Raw genomic sequence first — 15,729 nt, forward strand, 5'->3', positions numbered from 1 at the left:
TGGCATCTGACTGATTGAAGTAACTTCAATGATTCAGTTACGTCAGATCTTTCAAAAACCGTTTAAAACTTTTTTTGGATTTCTTCTCATCTTGATTGCTACCGAAGCAGCAAATCTTTATTACTTTATTTGAATGTTAAAGAGCTGTCCGAGACTACATGTTCATGTTCAACATGTAAAGCCTTTTTTTAACAATGTGAAAAAAAGTTATCAGCGTTGTTTTCCAACGTTTGTTTTTTTTCGTTTGTTGTTTGGAACGAGATGCATATTATGAAACCGTACCTGGTCCGTCAATACTTTTTTTAAGTTTTTTTCATTTTTTTTTATCTTAATTTCAATAACAATATTAATTACTTACGATTATTAGAGTGTACTTAATTTAGATAGTAGCTTAACCTACTGACAAACCTGTAACATACTGAAAATTCGAAAAGTCGAGATATGTAAAAAATGCATAAAAAAAGGCCACTCAGTGAGTGGCCTTTTATAATCGGTAAAAATCTAAAATCTTTAACTATTTTTTTAGTGGAAAACCATTTTTTTCGAGAGTTTCAACGATCTTATTACTTGCTTCAGTAATAAATTCTCCAGATAAAGTGCTATTTGGATCCAAGAACTCACTTCTTAATGTTACTGACTTCATATTATCGTGCTTATAAATGTCTGCAATAGTTGTAGAAGTTAATTCTTTAATCTTAAGCTTAGATAAACTCTTTAAGATATCACCTACAGCGACTTCTTCACTTACTTCAACTGTACAGTCAAAAGTAGAACCAGGGAATTTTGCTAGCGGTTGATACTTTACTTTATCTTTTTGTGGGCGCGATTCAAAAGCACTCATATTAACAAGAGCAATAGAAACATTACCTTTAATCTTAAATTGTTTTAGTACTAGAGGATGTACAGAGAAGATTACACCATCCATCTTTCCTTGAATTCTTAAGTTATAAAACTCGTAAGGATGAATACCATTCCAATCTTCATCAACTGCATTACTTTTAAACTTAGGGTTACGATCATTTAATTGATGATTAATATTAACACTATCAAGTAAGCGAGTTGTATCGTTTAAGAGATCCATGAACGGAGTTGCTTCTTTATCAAAATAAAGTGCTCCATACACACTCTCTTCTTTAACAAAGTCTTTATCATTTGCATGATACGTACGACCAATCTCAAAGAATTTGAATGCACTAGAGTTCTTAGCATTGGCCGCAGCTGCTTCTAAGAAACTTGGGACTAATGACTCTCGCATAAGTGCAGCGTCTTTAGAAAGGGCATTAATGAGCTCTAAACCACCTTTGTGATCATACATTGCTTTCTTTAAAAGTTTTGGTCCAATCATAGGATATGTCATGACTTCAAAAGCACTTGCATGGTTAACCATAAAGTTTTTCATGCTACGATGAAGTTTCTGTGCTGGTGAGAGCTTTACTGGAGAGATATCAAGTTTTGGAGAAGTCGGAGCAATATTATCAAAGCCGATAACACGTCCAATTTCTTCCACAAGACATGATCCTGTTTCAATATCTTTCGTAGCTCGATAACTTGGAATATGTGCAATAAACTTGTCTGCACTTCCCTCAATTTGAATATCTAAGCTTGTAAAGATTCTCTTCATTTCATCAAAAGAAACTTCTTTACCAAGTGCCTTATTAATTTTTGCAGCACTTGATTCAATTGATACTGGTTTAATCTCTGAAAGATTAGGGCCATCATATTGAATATCACCAATAACTTTAGCTTCAGGGTTTTCTTTTAGGATATATTCTAGAGTTCTTAGTAGTGTTCTCTCTAGCATTAAAGAATCAAGAGTTTTTTCATAACGAGATGAAGAGTCTGTACGAAGACCTAAACGCGTTGATGTTTTTCTAACTTCAGCAGCTTTCCAATTAGCAACTTCAATGAAAATCTTAGAAGTATTTTCATCAACTCCACTATTAAGCCCGCCCATAATACCTGCAAGAACAAGAGGCTTATCACTATCACCAATTACAGTATCTCCAGCAACAAGCTTGCGTTTTTCTTCATCAAGAGTTGTAAATTCAGTTTCATCTTTTAGAGAACTGATTACAACAGTATCACCACTAATCTTTTCACGATCAAAGATATGTAGAGGAATCCCTAGCTCAAGCATAACGTAATTAGAGATATCAACGATATTATTAATAGGACGAAGGCCAACAGCTTGAAGGCGTTTCTTCATCCATAGAGGAGACTCTCCTACTTTTACGTTATCGACACTAAGGCCAAAGTAACCAAGACAACTTGTCCCTTCTTCAACTTTAATTTTCATTGGAGCTGCATCACTAGAGAACTTAGACTTCAAGTCCTTTGACCAAGATTCATTAAATGGGTTTTGTAACTCATTTTCAAAAATCGTTGCAAATTCACGAGCAATACCAAAATGTCCCCAAAGATCTGGTCTGTGAGTTAAAGACTTATTATCTACATCTAAAAGAACATCTTTCTTTTCATTATAAAGCTCAAGCATATTCTTACCAAGCTCTGGGTTATCAAAAACTTTATCAAGTTCAATGATCCCTGCAGAGTCTTCAGCGAAACCAAGCTCTTCTTCAGAACAAAGCATTCCTTCAGATAAAACGCCACGAATCTTCTTTGGCTCAAGAGTTAATCCATTTGGTAATGTAATTCCCAATGGAGCATATGCAGTACGCATTCCAACGCGAACGTTTGCAGCACCACAAACAACTTGAAACTTATCCTTTCCATTTGTGAATGTAACAAGATTAAGCTTATCAGCTTCAGGGTGCTTTTCTTTTTCTAATACTTCAACAACAGTAATAGCTTCTAAGTGATCTCCAACAGAGAGAACATCTTCTACTTCTGCTGTGGCCAGAGTAAATTTTGATCCAATTTCATTTGCATCTAAGTCTGGAACTTTTACGAAGTCTTTAATCCAATCGATACTAATTAACATATATATTCCTTAAACCTTTCTAATATTCTTTAAATTGTGAATTAAATCTTAGATCACCTGATTGTAGGTGGCGGATATCATCAATCCCATACTTCATCATTACAAGTCGATCTAAACCAAGACCAAATGCAAATCCATTATATTCTTCAGGATCAATGCCACCTGCTCTTAGAACATTTGGATGAACCATTCCACACGGAAGTAGCTCGACCCAACCAACTTGTTTACAAACAGAGCATCCCTTACCGCTACAAACTTGGCATTTAATATCAAGCTCAAATCCAGGCTCAACAAATGGGAAGTATCCAGGGCGAAGTCTAACTTCGACGTCTTTTTTGAAGATCTCCGTTAGAATTTCTTTCATGAAGTAGATTAGGTTTGAAACAGAAATATCTTTTCCAACCATCATTCCTTCTAATTGTTGGAAGACCATCTCATGAGAAGCATCTGTTCTTTCACAACGAAATACAGTTCCAGGAGCAATAAAGCGGAATGGAGGTTTGCGAGACTGCATCCCTCTGACCTGAATTGTTGACGTGTGAGTTCTAAGAAGGTGCTTATTACCTTCAGGAGATTTCTCATCTTTAAACCAGAAAGTATCTTGCATATCTCGTGCAGGGTGATCTCCTGGGATATTTAGTGCCTCAAAGTTATAGAATTCTGTTTCAATATGTGGGCCATCAAGGACCTCAAAGCCCATTGATAAGAAAATATCTTCTACTTCTTGCTGAACTAGAGTTCTTGGGTGAAATCCACCATGATTATTATTTTTGGCCTTTACAGCATCTGTAAAAGTAATATCGATCTTATTTTTACTAAGTTTTTCATTTATTTGAGCTAATTCAATATCTGAAAGCTTCTTAGCAACTAATTTCTCAATTTCTTGTTTAATTTCATTTGCTTTTGGTCCAATCTCTTTTCTCTCTTCTGGAGTTGCATCCTTTAGTGATTTAAGGATCTCAGAAACGGCACCTTTTTTCCCAAGGTAACTCGACTTAAGAGATAAAACATCTGCTTGTGCACTAAGAGTTTCAATTTCAGCTTGAAACTTTTCATAAGCCTCATTTAGCTTATCAATCATAATTCCCACCTATTCGACTATTTATAAACATTCAATAATAACCTTGGGAGTTTTTCATGCGGTGTGCGAAAAGGCAAGACGTGGGGTGTTTAAAGTGCCAATAAAAATGAGCGAAACCAGTTAAATTGCTGGATGATTTCGGGATGCTGGTAATCAGGATATGTCCACTCTAATTGATGGTAGCTATTTGCTTTAAACTGATAAGTTAGTTCCGCGTAAACGCCGTCTTTTAGATAGATTCGATGAGAGTATGGTTTACCACTACTTAATAGAACTTGATCAAGAGTTATAAGACCAGGATCAAGATTGAACGATCGGCCACTTGTTTGCTGATGGCCTTTTTCAAGCTCATCACAATACACCTTAATGCTGACAAGCTCTTCACGAGAAATAGGCTTAGGATAGAAAATAAAAGAGCGTGAAAGCTCCTCACCCATCTCCTTACTATAATACTCTTTCATTGGAAAAAAATCGTGCTTAAAAATAATAGGTCGTTCATAACCACTTCCCAAAGTGGCAATGATATCTTCTAAATTACACTTCTTATGATTATAGAGAACGCTAATAAATAGCAATGCATCTGTAGCTGGCCTTAAATCACTCAAGAAATACCTATTTCATCTTTTCTTTAAGAACTTCGTAGTAATTTCTTAGCTCATCTTGAGAAACAGTTGCCGTTCCTACTTTTCCAACAACAACACCAGCACCACAATTGGCAACCCATGCTGCTTCCTCAAGACTGCCTCCTGCTTCTAAACAGGCAACAAGAAGTGAGATCGTCGTATCTCCTGCACCAGAAACATCATAAACTTCGTTTGCAACAGTTGGGATCATATGTAGCTTACCATCACCTTTAGTATCAAGCATTGCCATACCACGTGCTCCAAGAGTAATGATGATTTTTTCTAGCTGCAACTTATCGACTAGAATATCTGCAATTTCTTCAACCTGCATATCCTGCGAGTAACCTAATTGATTTACCATTAACTTGGCCTCAACATGATTTGGTTTAAGAAGAGAAACCCCTTTGTAAAATAATGGAGGTGTAGTGCGACTTGGGTCAACAGCGATTAAACTCTTTGACTCTTTAAATTCATTAACAAGTCTTGAAATAAGACTTTCAGTGAGAACACCTTTAGAGTAATCCTCTAAGATAAGGGCACCATGGTTTTCTTTTAATTCGTTAATTCGCCCAATTAGTCTCTTTTCAACATCTTCACTAATTGGCTTCTTTGATTCATAGTCGATACGACATATTTGTTGGTGATCAGTGACAATTCTTTCTTTAAAAACAGTTGGCCTTTCTTCACAACGAACAACTCCCCATGTAGAAAGCCCTGCTTCCTCTAGAAGATCCTCAAGAACATTAGCGTTAAGATCATCACCCATTACTCCACAGAGAGTAGACTCTACTCCCAAGGTCTTTAAGTTTTCTGATACGTTTGCTGAAAGACCAAGCTTTTGCCATTCCTTTTGTACTTCAACTAAAGGAACAGGTGCCTCTGGGGAAATTCGATTAACGACTCCAGATGTATACTTATCGATCCCTACATCTCCAACCACTAAGATCGGTTTGATATTACTAAGGTTAGATACAATTGCATCAAAGCGTTGAGGTGAAATTAATTTTGTCATAGTTATTCCATTATTTATTTAAAACTGATTTTGCTATTTCAATTACTCTATCTTCTTCTAATTTTGCCATACAATCATAATAAGGACACTCTATTCCTAGGCATGTATCAGGCTCGCCACATACAACATTTGGGGTAATATTTTTAATAAAGCCCTTACCTTTTGCTCCCCAGCGTAAAGAAGATTGGCTCTTGATGGGAGAAAAAATTGCAATTAACGCCACTTCAAGAGCTGCGGCCATCTGAATTGCTCCAGAGCTTGGCCCGATAAATAGTTTAGCGTGTTTTAAGATATTTAGAAAGTTAACAATTCCACCTTTCTTTCCATCAAAGTAAAATATGTTTTTTTCTTCATGATCCACCAGCTCATTCTTTATTGGCGCCACATACTTCATATCTGAAGGTATATGAGAAATAATGAAATTAAATCGGTTAGGATAGATGTTGTTAATTCTTTTGATAAAAGTTGCAAAATTCTTCGCAGGCCAACTTAAAATCCCCTCAGATGCACCCGGATGTATGAAGATAAGCTCTTTACTAGAATCAAGTCCTTTTGCCTCTAATTCTTTATTAAAGTCACTTATATCTGAATCACTTTCTTTAAAATTAAAAAATGGCAGATATTCTTTATCTTGAACTTTTGAATAATTTTCAAGCTCACCAAGTAAGGCCAGATTATAGAAAACTTCATGTCCTTCAACCTCAGAGCGTACTTGTCTAATCGCTCGATTTAAAGTGAAGTTTGATTGCCATCTCTTTAAATGACCTCCGCGAAAAGGTATCTTTTTGAGCCAGGCAACAAAGTTTGGCGTTTGAGAGCCTCCTGTATACAGATAGACATCTGGCTTATATTCATTAAATATTTGCAGAGACTTTTTTACTTTCTTTGGATAGGAGCTTGCTCGATCTAAAATAAAAACCTTATCAACATAAGGATGGTTCTTAAAAAGCACAGCAGAAGTTTTTGACGTTATAAAGGCAACAGTCGCATTTGGGTCCATTTCTTTTATGGCCTGTGCCATTGGCATTGTAAGTATATTTGATCCAATGGCGTCAGTACGACTGATGAGATATTTCACAGATCTATTCCAACCTCTTTTGCACGAGCATGAACGTCTTGTTTTAGAGTTGAGATAACTTTTGAGATATCCATCTCGCTAGTATCAACAAGTGTTGCATCATCTGCTTTAACAAGAGGAGCAACTTCTCGACCCATATCTTTTTCATCTCGTTTTTTTACATCTTTTATAAGTTGTTCTAGATCGATATCGCTTTGACCTTTCTCTATTAGTTGGTCGTATCTTCTTTGTGCTCTAATATCTATTGAAGCTGTAACAAAGAACTTAATAAAAGCATCTGGAAAAACAATTGTACCGATATCTCGGCCTTCCATGACACACACTTTTTCCTTAGCTATTGATCTTTGGAAATCAAGAAGCATAGTTCTTACGACAGGAATTTGTGAAATAATAGAGGCAAGCTTTGATACGTGGTGCTCACGTATTCTTTGACTTAAGTCCTTACCATCGACTTTTACAAGAGCATCAGCTTGTCCGTACTCGAGTTTGATTTCTTTTAAGAATTTTTCTACTGCTTGGTGATCATGAAGATCAACATCGGCATCATGGGCAGCTAAGCCTAACGCTCTAAACATCGCTCCAGTGTCGATATAGAGAATCCCCAATTCCTTGGCCAATAGTTTTGCAACAGTTGATTTACCACTTCCACTTGGGCCATCAATGGCAATAACTGATGAATATGTCATACAACTTCCTTATCCTGTGAATTATAAGGAATGAATATAACAATTTTTGAAAACTATTTGAAGTTGAAAAGATGACTCAATGCAGTCGTTAATTTTTCGCAAGGCGTGAGTTTTTCATATCTTTACTAGCTAGCTTTAGCTCTTCCTTAGTTGGAACAATATCAAGACCTAAATAGTAATTAATGTCAAAAGTATGATTTTTAACGTGAATTATACTCTCGTGACCATATTCACGTGATTTTTCTCTTAGCGAGTCAACAGCTGCTAACAATTTCTTGTAATTCTTCTTTACCTTGTCGTAATAGACATTCTTGATTCCTACTGGACGATTATAACGAAGACTACGACGAACAAAGCCTGGTCCCATATTATATGCAACAGTTGCATAACGATAAAGACCAAATCTCTTATATAGACGACTTAAATAATATACGCCTAGCTCCATATTCACATGAGGAACTCGTAAGATTTGAATAATATCTTCTTTATTTAGTGATCTTTTAAGAAGCTTATGAAGAAATACTCCTGTCTTTGGCATAATCTGCATTAAACCTTGTGCCTTTACATAACTTTGGGCCTTCGGATTAAAATGACTTTCTGTCCATGCAATTGAAATTACCCAAAGAGGATCAAGTTGTCTTTGTTCAGCAAAGTGTAGAAGTGAAGAAATATACTTCTTAGCTCTTTTATCTATTGGATGTTCCATATGATCGATAAGAGCGTCTTCAAGAGTCTTTTTATCGATTGAAGAAAGGTATCCTAAATGAAGTCTTTTAAAGAATGGGTTTGTATCCTTAAAATTATAAGTATTATAAGGAGTGAAGGCTTTCCCCTCAGAAGAGATTCCTGCAAGTAGACCTAGATCACGAAAATTTTTCGTTGCTGGCGTCCAAAAGAAGTCAAAAGAAATCACGGCCGTCACTGCACACAGACCTAAAATAAACAAAGATCTTACGTTCATGCAGTAAGCACTAAAATGTTCAAGATGTGAGTTATATCGCTCACTCGAAGCTTTCATAACGGGCTTTTTACCCCCGTTGAACGCTCTCGTCTAGTTAAAATAAACTTATAACGCACTACTATAGTAGTATTTACAAAAAATATTCATTTAATTACAGGATATTAAGAGGTTATCCTTTAAATTTCATATATTTCACGCATAATAGATATATAAATTTTTAGGAGTTGAAATGACAGATATTGGATTTAATCGATTAAAGGATGAAGAATCAACATATTTAAAACAGCATAAGGACAACCCAGTCCACTGGTATGCCTGGGGACCAGAGGCCCTAACAAAAGCAAAGGAAGATAATAAACCAATCTTTCTATCAATTGGTTATAGCTCATGTCATTGGTGTCATGTCATGGCAGAAGAGTCATTTTGTGATGAGGAAACAGCAAAGTATCTAAATGAGCATTTCATCAATATCAAAGTTGATCGTGAAGAGCATCCAGATATCGACAATTATTATCAACAAGCATGTCAATTGTTTACAAACGGTGGTGGCTGGCCATTAAGCGCGTTTCTTATGCCTAACTTAAGGCCATACTTTGTTGGAACGTACTTTCCTAAAGAAGCAAAAGGAAAATCAACTGCATTTAAAGATGTTCTAAAAGAACTTGTTAGGGCCTATAACGAAGAGGTTGAAACAGTTACTGAGAATTCGAATAAAGCTTTTGAGGCAATTGAAAAAGGCTTCATCTCTCCAGAGAAGGTAGACTTCCAGGGACACTTCCCTCACCCAAATTCAGTAATGGATGTTCTTAAGCAATTTAAAGATAATGAAAACGGCGGTTTTGGAGAGGCTCCAAAATTTCCACAACTAGCTTTCTATGAATGGGCCATTGAGCAAATGCTTGAAGGTGTTGTTAAGAAAGAACATGGTGAGCATATAATAAAATCCATTGAAAGAATGCTTATGGGTGGTATCTACGACCAAGTTCGAGGTGGAATGCATCGCTATAGTACAGATAATAACTGGACTGTACCTCACTTTGAAAAGATGCTCTATGACCAAGCTGGTCTTTTAAAGCTTCTTGCAAAAACAAGTATGCTCTACCCATCACCTTTAATCTTTGATGGTATCTTTAATACGCTTGAGTACTTAAAAGCAGAAATGCTTAATGAAGAAGAAAACTTCTTCTTCTCTGCTCAAGATGCTGACAGTGAAGGAGTCGAAGGACTATATTTCACATATACTCAACAAGAGTTTGAAGATGCACTTGGACGATTCGATACAGAAGATGAAGCCCTTACTAAGAATATGGATAAATTAAAGGAATGGTTTGGCGTAACAGAAAAAGGAAACTTTGATTCTGGCTTAAATGTTTTAACTATTAATAACGAAAAGGCCCAAGAGATTTTCACACCTGAGTCTTGGGACTTAATTAGAAATGCTAAAAAAGCATTATTAAATGAAAGAAAGCTACGTATTCCTCCTATGACAGATAATAAAGGGATCGCAAGTTGGAACTTTCATATGATCTCTGCACTTTCAGATGTAATGCAATTTACTCAAATTCCAGCAATAAGAAGTGCAGCAAGTACTCTATTTAATCGTATCGTTGAAGGAACATATAAGAAGTTCCTTGAAACAACACCAAAGGGAATGCGACTAAGACATACAACAACACGTCCAGTTGGAGTTTCACTACTAGAAGACTACGTATTCTTTGCTGAAGCACAATTAAGAATCTATGAGCTTAGTGGTAATCCTGTATTTAAAGAGAACCTAAAAGATACTCTAGGTTTTATTATAAAAGACTTCTTAGTAGATGGACGTCTTAAGTCACGAGCAATAAGAGATCAAGATGCGGAACTTTATCCAAATCAAGACTTCACAAGTTTTGATCAATCATTCCGCTCACCTGTTAGCACGCTTATTCAACTTGTAAGAAGATCAAGTGTACTATTTGGTGAAGTCGATATGCTTGAAGATATCAAAGAGCTTATGGAAAATGTAACTCACGATGTACTAAAAAACCCAGCGGGTTCAGGAGAAGGTCTAAGAGCACTTTCATATCCAGCAAATGCTTATAAAGTAATTAAATGTCCAAAAGCATGGCTCACAAATCAAGAGTTTGCAGGTTTTATCTGCTACTTCCTCCCACGTTTTGTTTTCGACTTCCACGAAGACAAAGGTGAAAGATGGGAAATTTGTGGAACAAATGAATGTGAGATGACTGGTGAAGGACTAGATCACTTCATTGAAACTTTAAAGCCAAACCAACCACAGGCAACAAATGAGTAGTACACACGAAAGGCCATTGGCCGGAAAAACGATTATAGACTTTTCACATCGCCTACCAGGGCCACTTGCAGGGAAATTACTTGCAGGCCTTGGAGCTGATGTAATCAAGATAGAAGATGCAAAGTTTAAGGACCCATTTATCTATGGCCTATTTGCAGAAATGGATAATTCTTTTCCTAAGTGGTACGAAGAATTGAATGCAAATAAAACGATTCTAAGACTAGACTTCAATAATGAGGCTGCACAAGAGCAAATTAGAGAAACAATCTTTAAGGCCGATGCCATAATTATGGGGATTCCAAAAAAGATTCAACAAAAACTTGGTATCACAATTGAAGACATACAAAAGAATGTAAAACAAAGTTTTGCAGCAGTGATTCCACTTGCCTCAAAAGAGGCCATGAGCCACATGCATGACCTTAATGCACTGGCCATGACTGGCCTACTAAGTCTTCATCTGCGAAATATTAATTCTGTTGAAGATGTAGCTCCACCGTTTTTACCTCTTGCAGGTATTAACTTTGGACAAAAAATGGCATTTGATCTTCTTGGAGCAATGTATAAGTCTAAAGAATCAAATAAAGTTGAAACAATAAACTCATATCTTTATGAATCAACTCAAGAAGTATTTGATGCATTTTGGCCGAAAGATATTAGAGATACAGATCACAAGTTTCTCCATAATGGACTCTACCCTTGTTACAATATCTACCAAACAAAAGATTCACACTTTGTCGTTATGGCATGTGTAGAAGATAAATTTTGGCAATCATTTAGAGAAGCATTTTCATTTGAAGCAAGTGATGAAGATCGTTTTAAGACTGATGGCTCAATTCATAAAAGGCTTAAAGACCTTTTCGGTGAGATGACTTCCCAACAAGTCAAAGAAAAGCTGGGAAGCCTTGATATCTGTATTAACCTAATAAAGTAATACTTATAGCAAATAATGCCACGATAATGACGCCGGTACCAAACATTCGATAGATTGTTGAGCCGGCCGACTTTCTAAGTCCAATAAAATGTGAAATTCTCGATAATACCAGACCACCTAAAAGAAAGTGAATCGCCATCAGATTAATTGCATTCTTTTGGATAGCAAAATAAGTAAGCATAAGAATAAATGGAACATATTCATTATAATTTCCATGAATTCGAACTGCTTTGGTCATATGCTCATTCTTACCATGCCCAAGACCTACACGATGCTTCCATCTCATTCGAATGACGTAGAAAGTTAGTAATAAGTAAATAAGACCGAGTACACCGCAGTAGCGGTAAAAAATTTGTAATTCCATATCAACTCCCTCTAATAAATATATGACGACTAAGACGATGTAGAAGAAATCAGTGAGTCTTCCAAACTCTCATCTCTTAGGCCTTGATAAAAGCGTTTTGTAATATCGGTCGTGAAATCTTTTTCGTATTTTGTTTCTAAAACATAGGCCTTAACAGTAATTTTTAAGCCTACTATTTCTTCAAATTTTTCACTCGATGTAATAATCTTAACAGGCTTATTTAGATAAGCAAAACGACTAGTTCTCGTTACTTCATCTAAAATTGGTAAAACCTGATTCAAATCAACATTGTTTTTAAAGTAATAATCACTACAGACCATCATATCTCTTTCACCAGAGTTAGCAGAAGAGACATTTTCACTTAGAAATAAATTATTTGGGATTGTAACAACAGAGTCTTCTAGTGTTCGAATTCTTACAGATCTGAGACCAATCCTAATAATATCGCCATAATTATCTCGAAAGCTAATACGATCCCCCACCTGAAACGGGCGATCAAAAATGAGAATAATCCCTGCAATAATTGAAGAAACTAAGTCCTTTAGAGAGAAACCTATCGCAACTGCTCCAGAGCCCATAATGGCATAAACCATTTCTTTAGAAGGGTTAATAGCAACATAGAGAATCCATAAGCTTCCTACGATATAAGTGATATGAGTCGCAATTGTATTAAATTGAAGAATCGATAAGCGATAAGAAGGTATCTTTATAGCTAAGTATTCAAGTGCCCAGTTTAAGGTCTTTGCAAATAAATAAAGAAATAAAAACCCAAAGAAAATACTCAATATGACTTCAGAACTAATCGAACTAAATAAGCTTGCTACTTTCTCACTAGATTGAATTGTATCCTTAAGCGCTTTATTCATAGATAAAGTTCCTTTTCTTTAAAATCTTCTTTAAATCGTATAACCAATCCTTCCTGATAAGATAGCTATTATCTTCTTTATCCTTATCAATAATGCCTTTATTAAGACCATTTTTTAGAACAAAGTTAACAACCTTTTCACTAAGATCAGTTGTTGCTGATATCTGATCGATATTTAGTCTTTCATGCGAAAGTATTGTAGAAAGAACAAAGAGAGACTCATCTGTTAAACTCTCTATCTCATGTATTGGTTTCTTACTTGGAAGGTGTAATTCGATACTCTTATCATCGATACTCAATATTGATTTCAACCACGTATTAATCGCGGCCTGAGGATTACCACCAGTTTGTTTTCCTAAAATTCTAAAGTATATATCAAGTGCATTTTCAATGCTTCGATCAGCACCAAAATGGCACATAACTTCAAATAATTCCGGCTGAAAACGTATCTCTAATTCGCTTTTTTCATGACGTTTAATAATGAGATTTTTAAGCTCTTCTTTATCCCATGGTCTAATGAAAACGGAGTCTGCAGAAAGTTCATATTTATTATAAATATGCTTGATAAGATTTAAAGAATTAGCATTCCAAATCGTAAGCCAAAATACATTCTTTGAACTACTATTTATAATATTAAAAAGCGCATCAAAGGCCTTAAACCCATTAAGCTTTGACAAGAAGAGATTATGAGCGGAGTTTACAATAACAAATTTCTTCTCATCCTCATCCCCATTACCTACAAATTGTTCGAGTCTTTTATGTAGAATACTCCCTTCAGTAATCTTTTCATGAATATTTATTTTAAAAGAATTCACTGAAGAGTAACGTTTTAGAATCTTATTTAAGATATGATTCTTACCACTTCCCGCACCACCAGAGAAGGCCAGATGGTAAGAAGGATTAACACCATTTAACCATTCATCAATGCGATCATAGGCCATTGCGGCAGGATCGGGTTTACGAACGATTTGAACATCTTCTTCATTTTCAAAACAAGCTTTATAATCTTCAGGAATATCAATTTCATTAAAGCTATCTTGTCTAAAGTTTTCAAGGTGCTGCTCGAGGAGTCCTGATAATATATTACGACTCCAATCTCTAGTGTTATTAGCAAGTAAAATAACGAGGTAAAGAGAATATAAAAGCGTATAAATATAAAAGACTAGAGGCAGTACATAATGAATTACAAACTTCGGAATATGCTTTGCTCCAATTGATATGGAAGAAGGGATAATCTTTGCAAGTATGATGTCTGCATACTTTTCATAGTCCAGTAAAATTTTTGTATAAATAATAAAGAAAATTATACTTATAATATTATGCCCAAGAAAAGTTGAGAATAAATTGTACAATACGATATATATTAGTGTTGTAAGTGTGATTATATATCTTAATTTCTTACTATCTTTTACAAAGTCTTTATTACTTCTTTTAAAATAGACTCTAAAGTTTAAATTTAGAAAACTATGTAGGTAGCCAATATTTATATAGAGAATGTAGACGAGTAGAAAATTTCCAAAAATATGCATGGCCAGAAGATAATCAGCACGATTAAATTTCTCTAAATAGCCATTGAAAATATCAAGACATAAAAAGATAATAATGTAATACGAATTGAAATCAATAAATCGATATAAGCTAGAACGTGCTCGATCCAATTCGTCTAATTCTCTAAGTCGATACTTTCGATATCCTAAAGTGATAATCCTAAGACCAATTATTCCACATACGAAGATAATAAAGGCCTTTAAGGGCGTTGATATAATAAAATGATCAACACGACTGATTATTAATTGCGACTCCTCCTTAAACATAAGAAAGAGTTTCTCTAAAAATTGTTGAACTTGTTTGATGCTAAATGACATGTGTTTATTATAACCAAGCACCTAATTCCTTAATATATGGGTATAATTGCCTATAATATGTAAAATACCGACTATCATAACAACTTAACTTGTTCTTAATTAGGTCTTTATTGTGACATAACCTCAAATATCTGTTATAAAGACAGACTATGATAGTAAAAAGAATCCATTTAAAAGATACTTACGGGATTAGGAAGAAGGTTCTTGGAATTGAGAACGTTGAATCTAGTTATCTATTTGAAGGTGATACTGAGTCGGGAACTTTCCACTTAGGAGCTTTTATAGAAAATAATCTCGTATCTGTAGCCTCTTTTTACTTTAATAGAAACAGTAAGTTTAATATCGATAATCAATATCAACTTCAGGGAATGGCAACACTTGAAGACTTCAGAAAACAAGGCCTCTCACGAGAGCTTTTAAATGTCGCGTTTCCAATAATAAAACAGAACTTTTGTAATCTTGTATGGTGTAATGCAAGAGTTGAAGCTGCTCCTTTCTACCAGAAGCTTGGTTTTGAAATAAGTGGAGACGAATTTGATGTTGAGAATATAGGAAAACATATTCTCATGTATCGTGAGATCAATTAATCCACAGAGTCACAAAAATTATCAATTCTTGATTTTAACATAACTTCATATTGCTCACTAAAACATTGTTTTTGGTTTTGAAACTTCTTGATTATAAGACAACTCATTTGAGGTCTTTGAGCACAATTTCTAATAGTGTCATTATTAACACATGCGAAATGGCGACGAGAACACAAGTAAATGAGATGAGGGCCCTTATTTAGTCCATTACCAATTGAAGACTCTGTTTGAAAACGACGAAATTCATCCGCTTCGCGCTGTTCTTTGAGTTTTTGACGAGTGAAGTCCTCAAGCGGAGTAAGTGTCTCCTGTGCTTTAACATCACTAGAAATAGTAAAGAGCATAGTCATTATGATCGAAAAAATAAGGAAAATAGGCTTTATTTTGTTATCCATTGATTTATTATCCGCTTCTACTTAAAGCTTTTAAGGCCAACTTTTAA

General features: G+C 35.2%; 14 protein-coding genes. 3 read left to right on the forward strand and 11 right to left on the reverse strand.

Going from position 1 to position 15,729, the window contains the following annotated elements; all coding sequences use genetic code 11:
• Positions 1-514: 514 nt before the first annotated feature.
• From pheT to VCM44_RS14135, 7 genes are all read right to left on the reverse strand, one after another.
• On the reverse strand, positions 515-2,941 hold the full coding sequence (pheT, locus tag VCM44_RS14105; protein WP_334679177.1) for a phenylalanine--tRNA ligase subunit beta: 2,427 nt from the start codon (positions 2,939-2,941) through the stop codon (positions 515-517).
• A 19-nt stretch (positions 2,942-2,960) separates the two neighbouring features.
• The gene (pheS, locus tag VCM44_RS14110) at positions 2,961-4,022 is read right to left on the reverse strand and encodes a phenylalanine--tRNA ligase subunit alpha (protein ID WP_114706256.1); all 1,062 of its coding nucleotides are present in this window, start codon (positions 4,020-4,022) and stop codon (positions 2,961-2,963) included.
• Between the two features lie 89 nt (positions 4,023-4,111).
• On the reverse strand, positions 4,112-4,627 hold the full coding sequence (locus VCM44_RS14115) for a DUF4416 family protein (protein WP_114706257.1): 516 nt from the start codon (positions 4,625-4,627) through the stop codon (positions 4,112-4,114).
• Positions 4,628-4,634: 7 nt separating this feature from the next.
• Entirely contained in the window at positions 4,635-5,657 is a 1,023-nt protein-coding gene (locus tag VCM44_RS14120; protein ID WP_114706258.1) for a bifunctional heptose 7-phosphate kinase/heptose 1-phosphate adenyltransferase, read from the reverse strand.
• Between the two features lie 10 nt (positions 5,658-5,667).
• Positions 5,668-6,735 carry a glycosyltransferase family 9 protein gene (locus VCM44_RS14125; RefSeq protein ID WP_334679178.1) on the reverse strand — a complete coding sequence of 356 codons (1,068 nt, stop codon included), beginning with the start codon at positions 6,733-6,735 and terminating at the stop codon, positions 5,668-5,670.
• Positions 6,732-7,421, reverse strand: coding sequence for a (d)CMP kinase (cmk, locus tag VCM44_RS14130; protein WP_114706260.1), 690 nt, complete (start codon positions 7,419-7,421; stop codon positions 6,732-6,734). The genes VCM44_RS14125 and cmk overlap by 4 nt, the downstream gene beginning before the upstream one ends.
• An 88-nt stretch (positions 7,422-7,509) precedes the next feature.
• Positions 7,510-8,439: a lytic transglycosylase domain-containing protein gene (locus VCM44_RS14135; RefSeq protein WP_114706261.1), complete on the reverse strand. Its 930-nt coding sequence runs from the start codon at positions 8,437-8,439 to the stop codon at positions 7,510-7,512.
• Between the two features lie 172 nt (positions 8,440-8,611).
• Between VCM44_RS14135 and VCM44_RS14140 the strand changes: the two genes are divergently transcribed.
• Both VCM44_RS14140 and VCM44_RS14145 read left to right on the forward strand, forming a co-directional pair.
• Positions 8,612-10,675 carry a thioredoxin domain-containing protein gene (locus VCM44_RS14140; RefSeq protein WP_334679179.1) on the forward strand — a complete coding sequence of 688 codons (2,064 nt, stop codon included), beginning with the start codon at positions 8,612-8,614 and terminating at the stop codon, positions 10,673-10,675.
• Entirely contained in the window at positions 10,668-11,606 is a 939-nt protein-coding gene (locus VCM44_RS14145) for a CoA transferase (protein WP_334679180.1), read from the forward strand. The genes VCM44_RS14140 and VCM44_RS14145 overlap by 8 nt, the downstream gene beginning before the upstream one ends.
• Here VCM44_RS14145 and VCM44_RS14150 read toward each other — a convergent pair.
• Genes VCM44_RS14150 through VCM44_RS14160 form a run of 3 tightly spaced genes read right to left on the reverse strand, consistent with a single transcriptional unit; the run spans position 11,590 to position 14,700 of the window.
• Entirely contained in the window at positions 11,590-11,970 is a 381-nt protein-coding gene (locus VCM44_RS14150) for an MAPEG family protein (RefSeq protein WP_114706264.1), read from the reverse strand. The genes VCM44_RS14145 and VCM44_RS14150 overlap by 17 nt on opposite strands.
• Positions 11,971-11,999: 29 nt before the next feature.
• Positions 12,000-12,836 carry a mechanosensitive ion channel family protein gene (locus VCM44_RS14155; protein WP_334679181.1) on the reverse strand — a complete coding sequence of 279 codons (837 nt, stop codon included), beginning with the start codon at positions 12,834-12,836 and terminating at the stop codon, positions 12,000-12,002.
• Complete coding sequence (locus VCM44_RS14160) at positions 12,829-14,700, reverse strand: hypothetical protein (RefSeq protein ID WP_334679182.1); 1,872 nt, start codon at positions 14,698-14,700, stop codon at positions 12,829-12,831. The genes VCM44_RS14155 and VCM44_RS14160 overlap by 8 nt, the downstream gene beginning before the upstream one ends.
• Positions 14,701-14,849: 149 nt before the next feature.
• On the opposite strand from VCM44_RS14160, the gene VCM44_RS14165 reads away from it, so the two are divergent.
• Positions 14,850-15,287 carry a GNAT family N-acetyltransferase gene (locus VCM44_RS14165; RefSeq protein WP_114706267.1) on the forward strand — a complete coding sequence of 146 codons (438 nt, stop codon included), beginning with the start codon at positions 14,850-14,852 and terminating at the stop codon, positions 15,285-15,287.
• On the opposite strand, the gene VCM44_RS14170 is transcribed toward VCM44_RS14165, so the two are convergent.
• Positions 15,284-15,682, reverse strand: a complete 399-nt coding sequence (locus VCM44_RS14170) for a hypothetical protein (protein ID WP_334679183.1) — start codon at positions 15,680-15,682, stop codon at positions 15,284-15,286. The two genes, VCM44_RS14165 and VCM44_RS14170, sit on opposite strands and share 4 nt — an antisense overlap.
• Positions 15,683-15,729: the final 47 nt, after the last annotated feature.

Origin of the sequence: Halobacteriovorax sp. DPLXC-1 (assembly GCF_036903125.1) — a bacterium.
GTDB lineage: Bacteria > Bdellovibrionota > Bacteriovoracia > Bacteriovoracales > Bacteriovoracaceae > Halobacteriovorax_A > Halobacteriovorax_A vibrionivorans.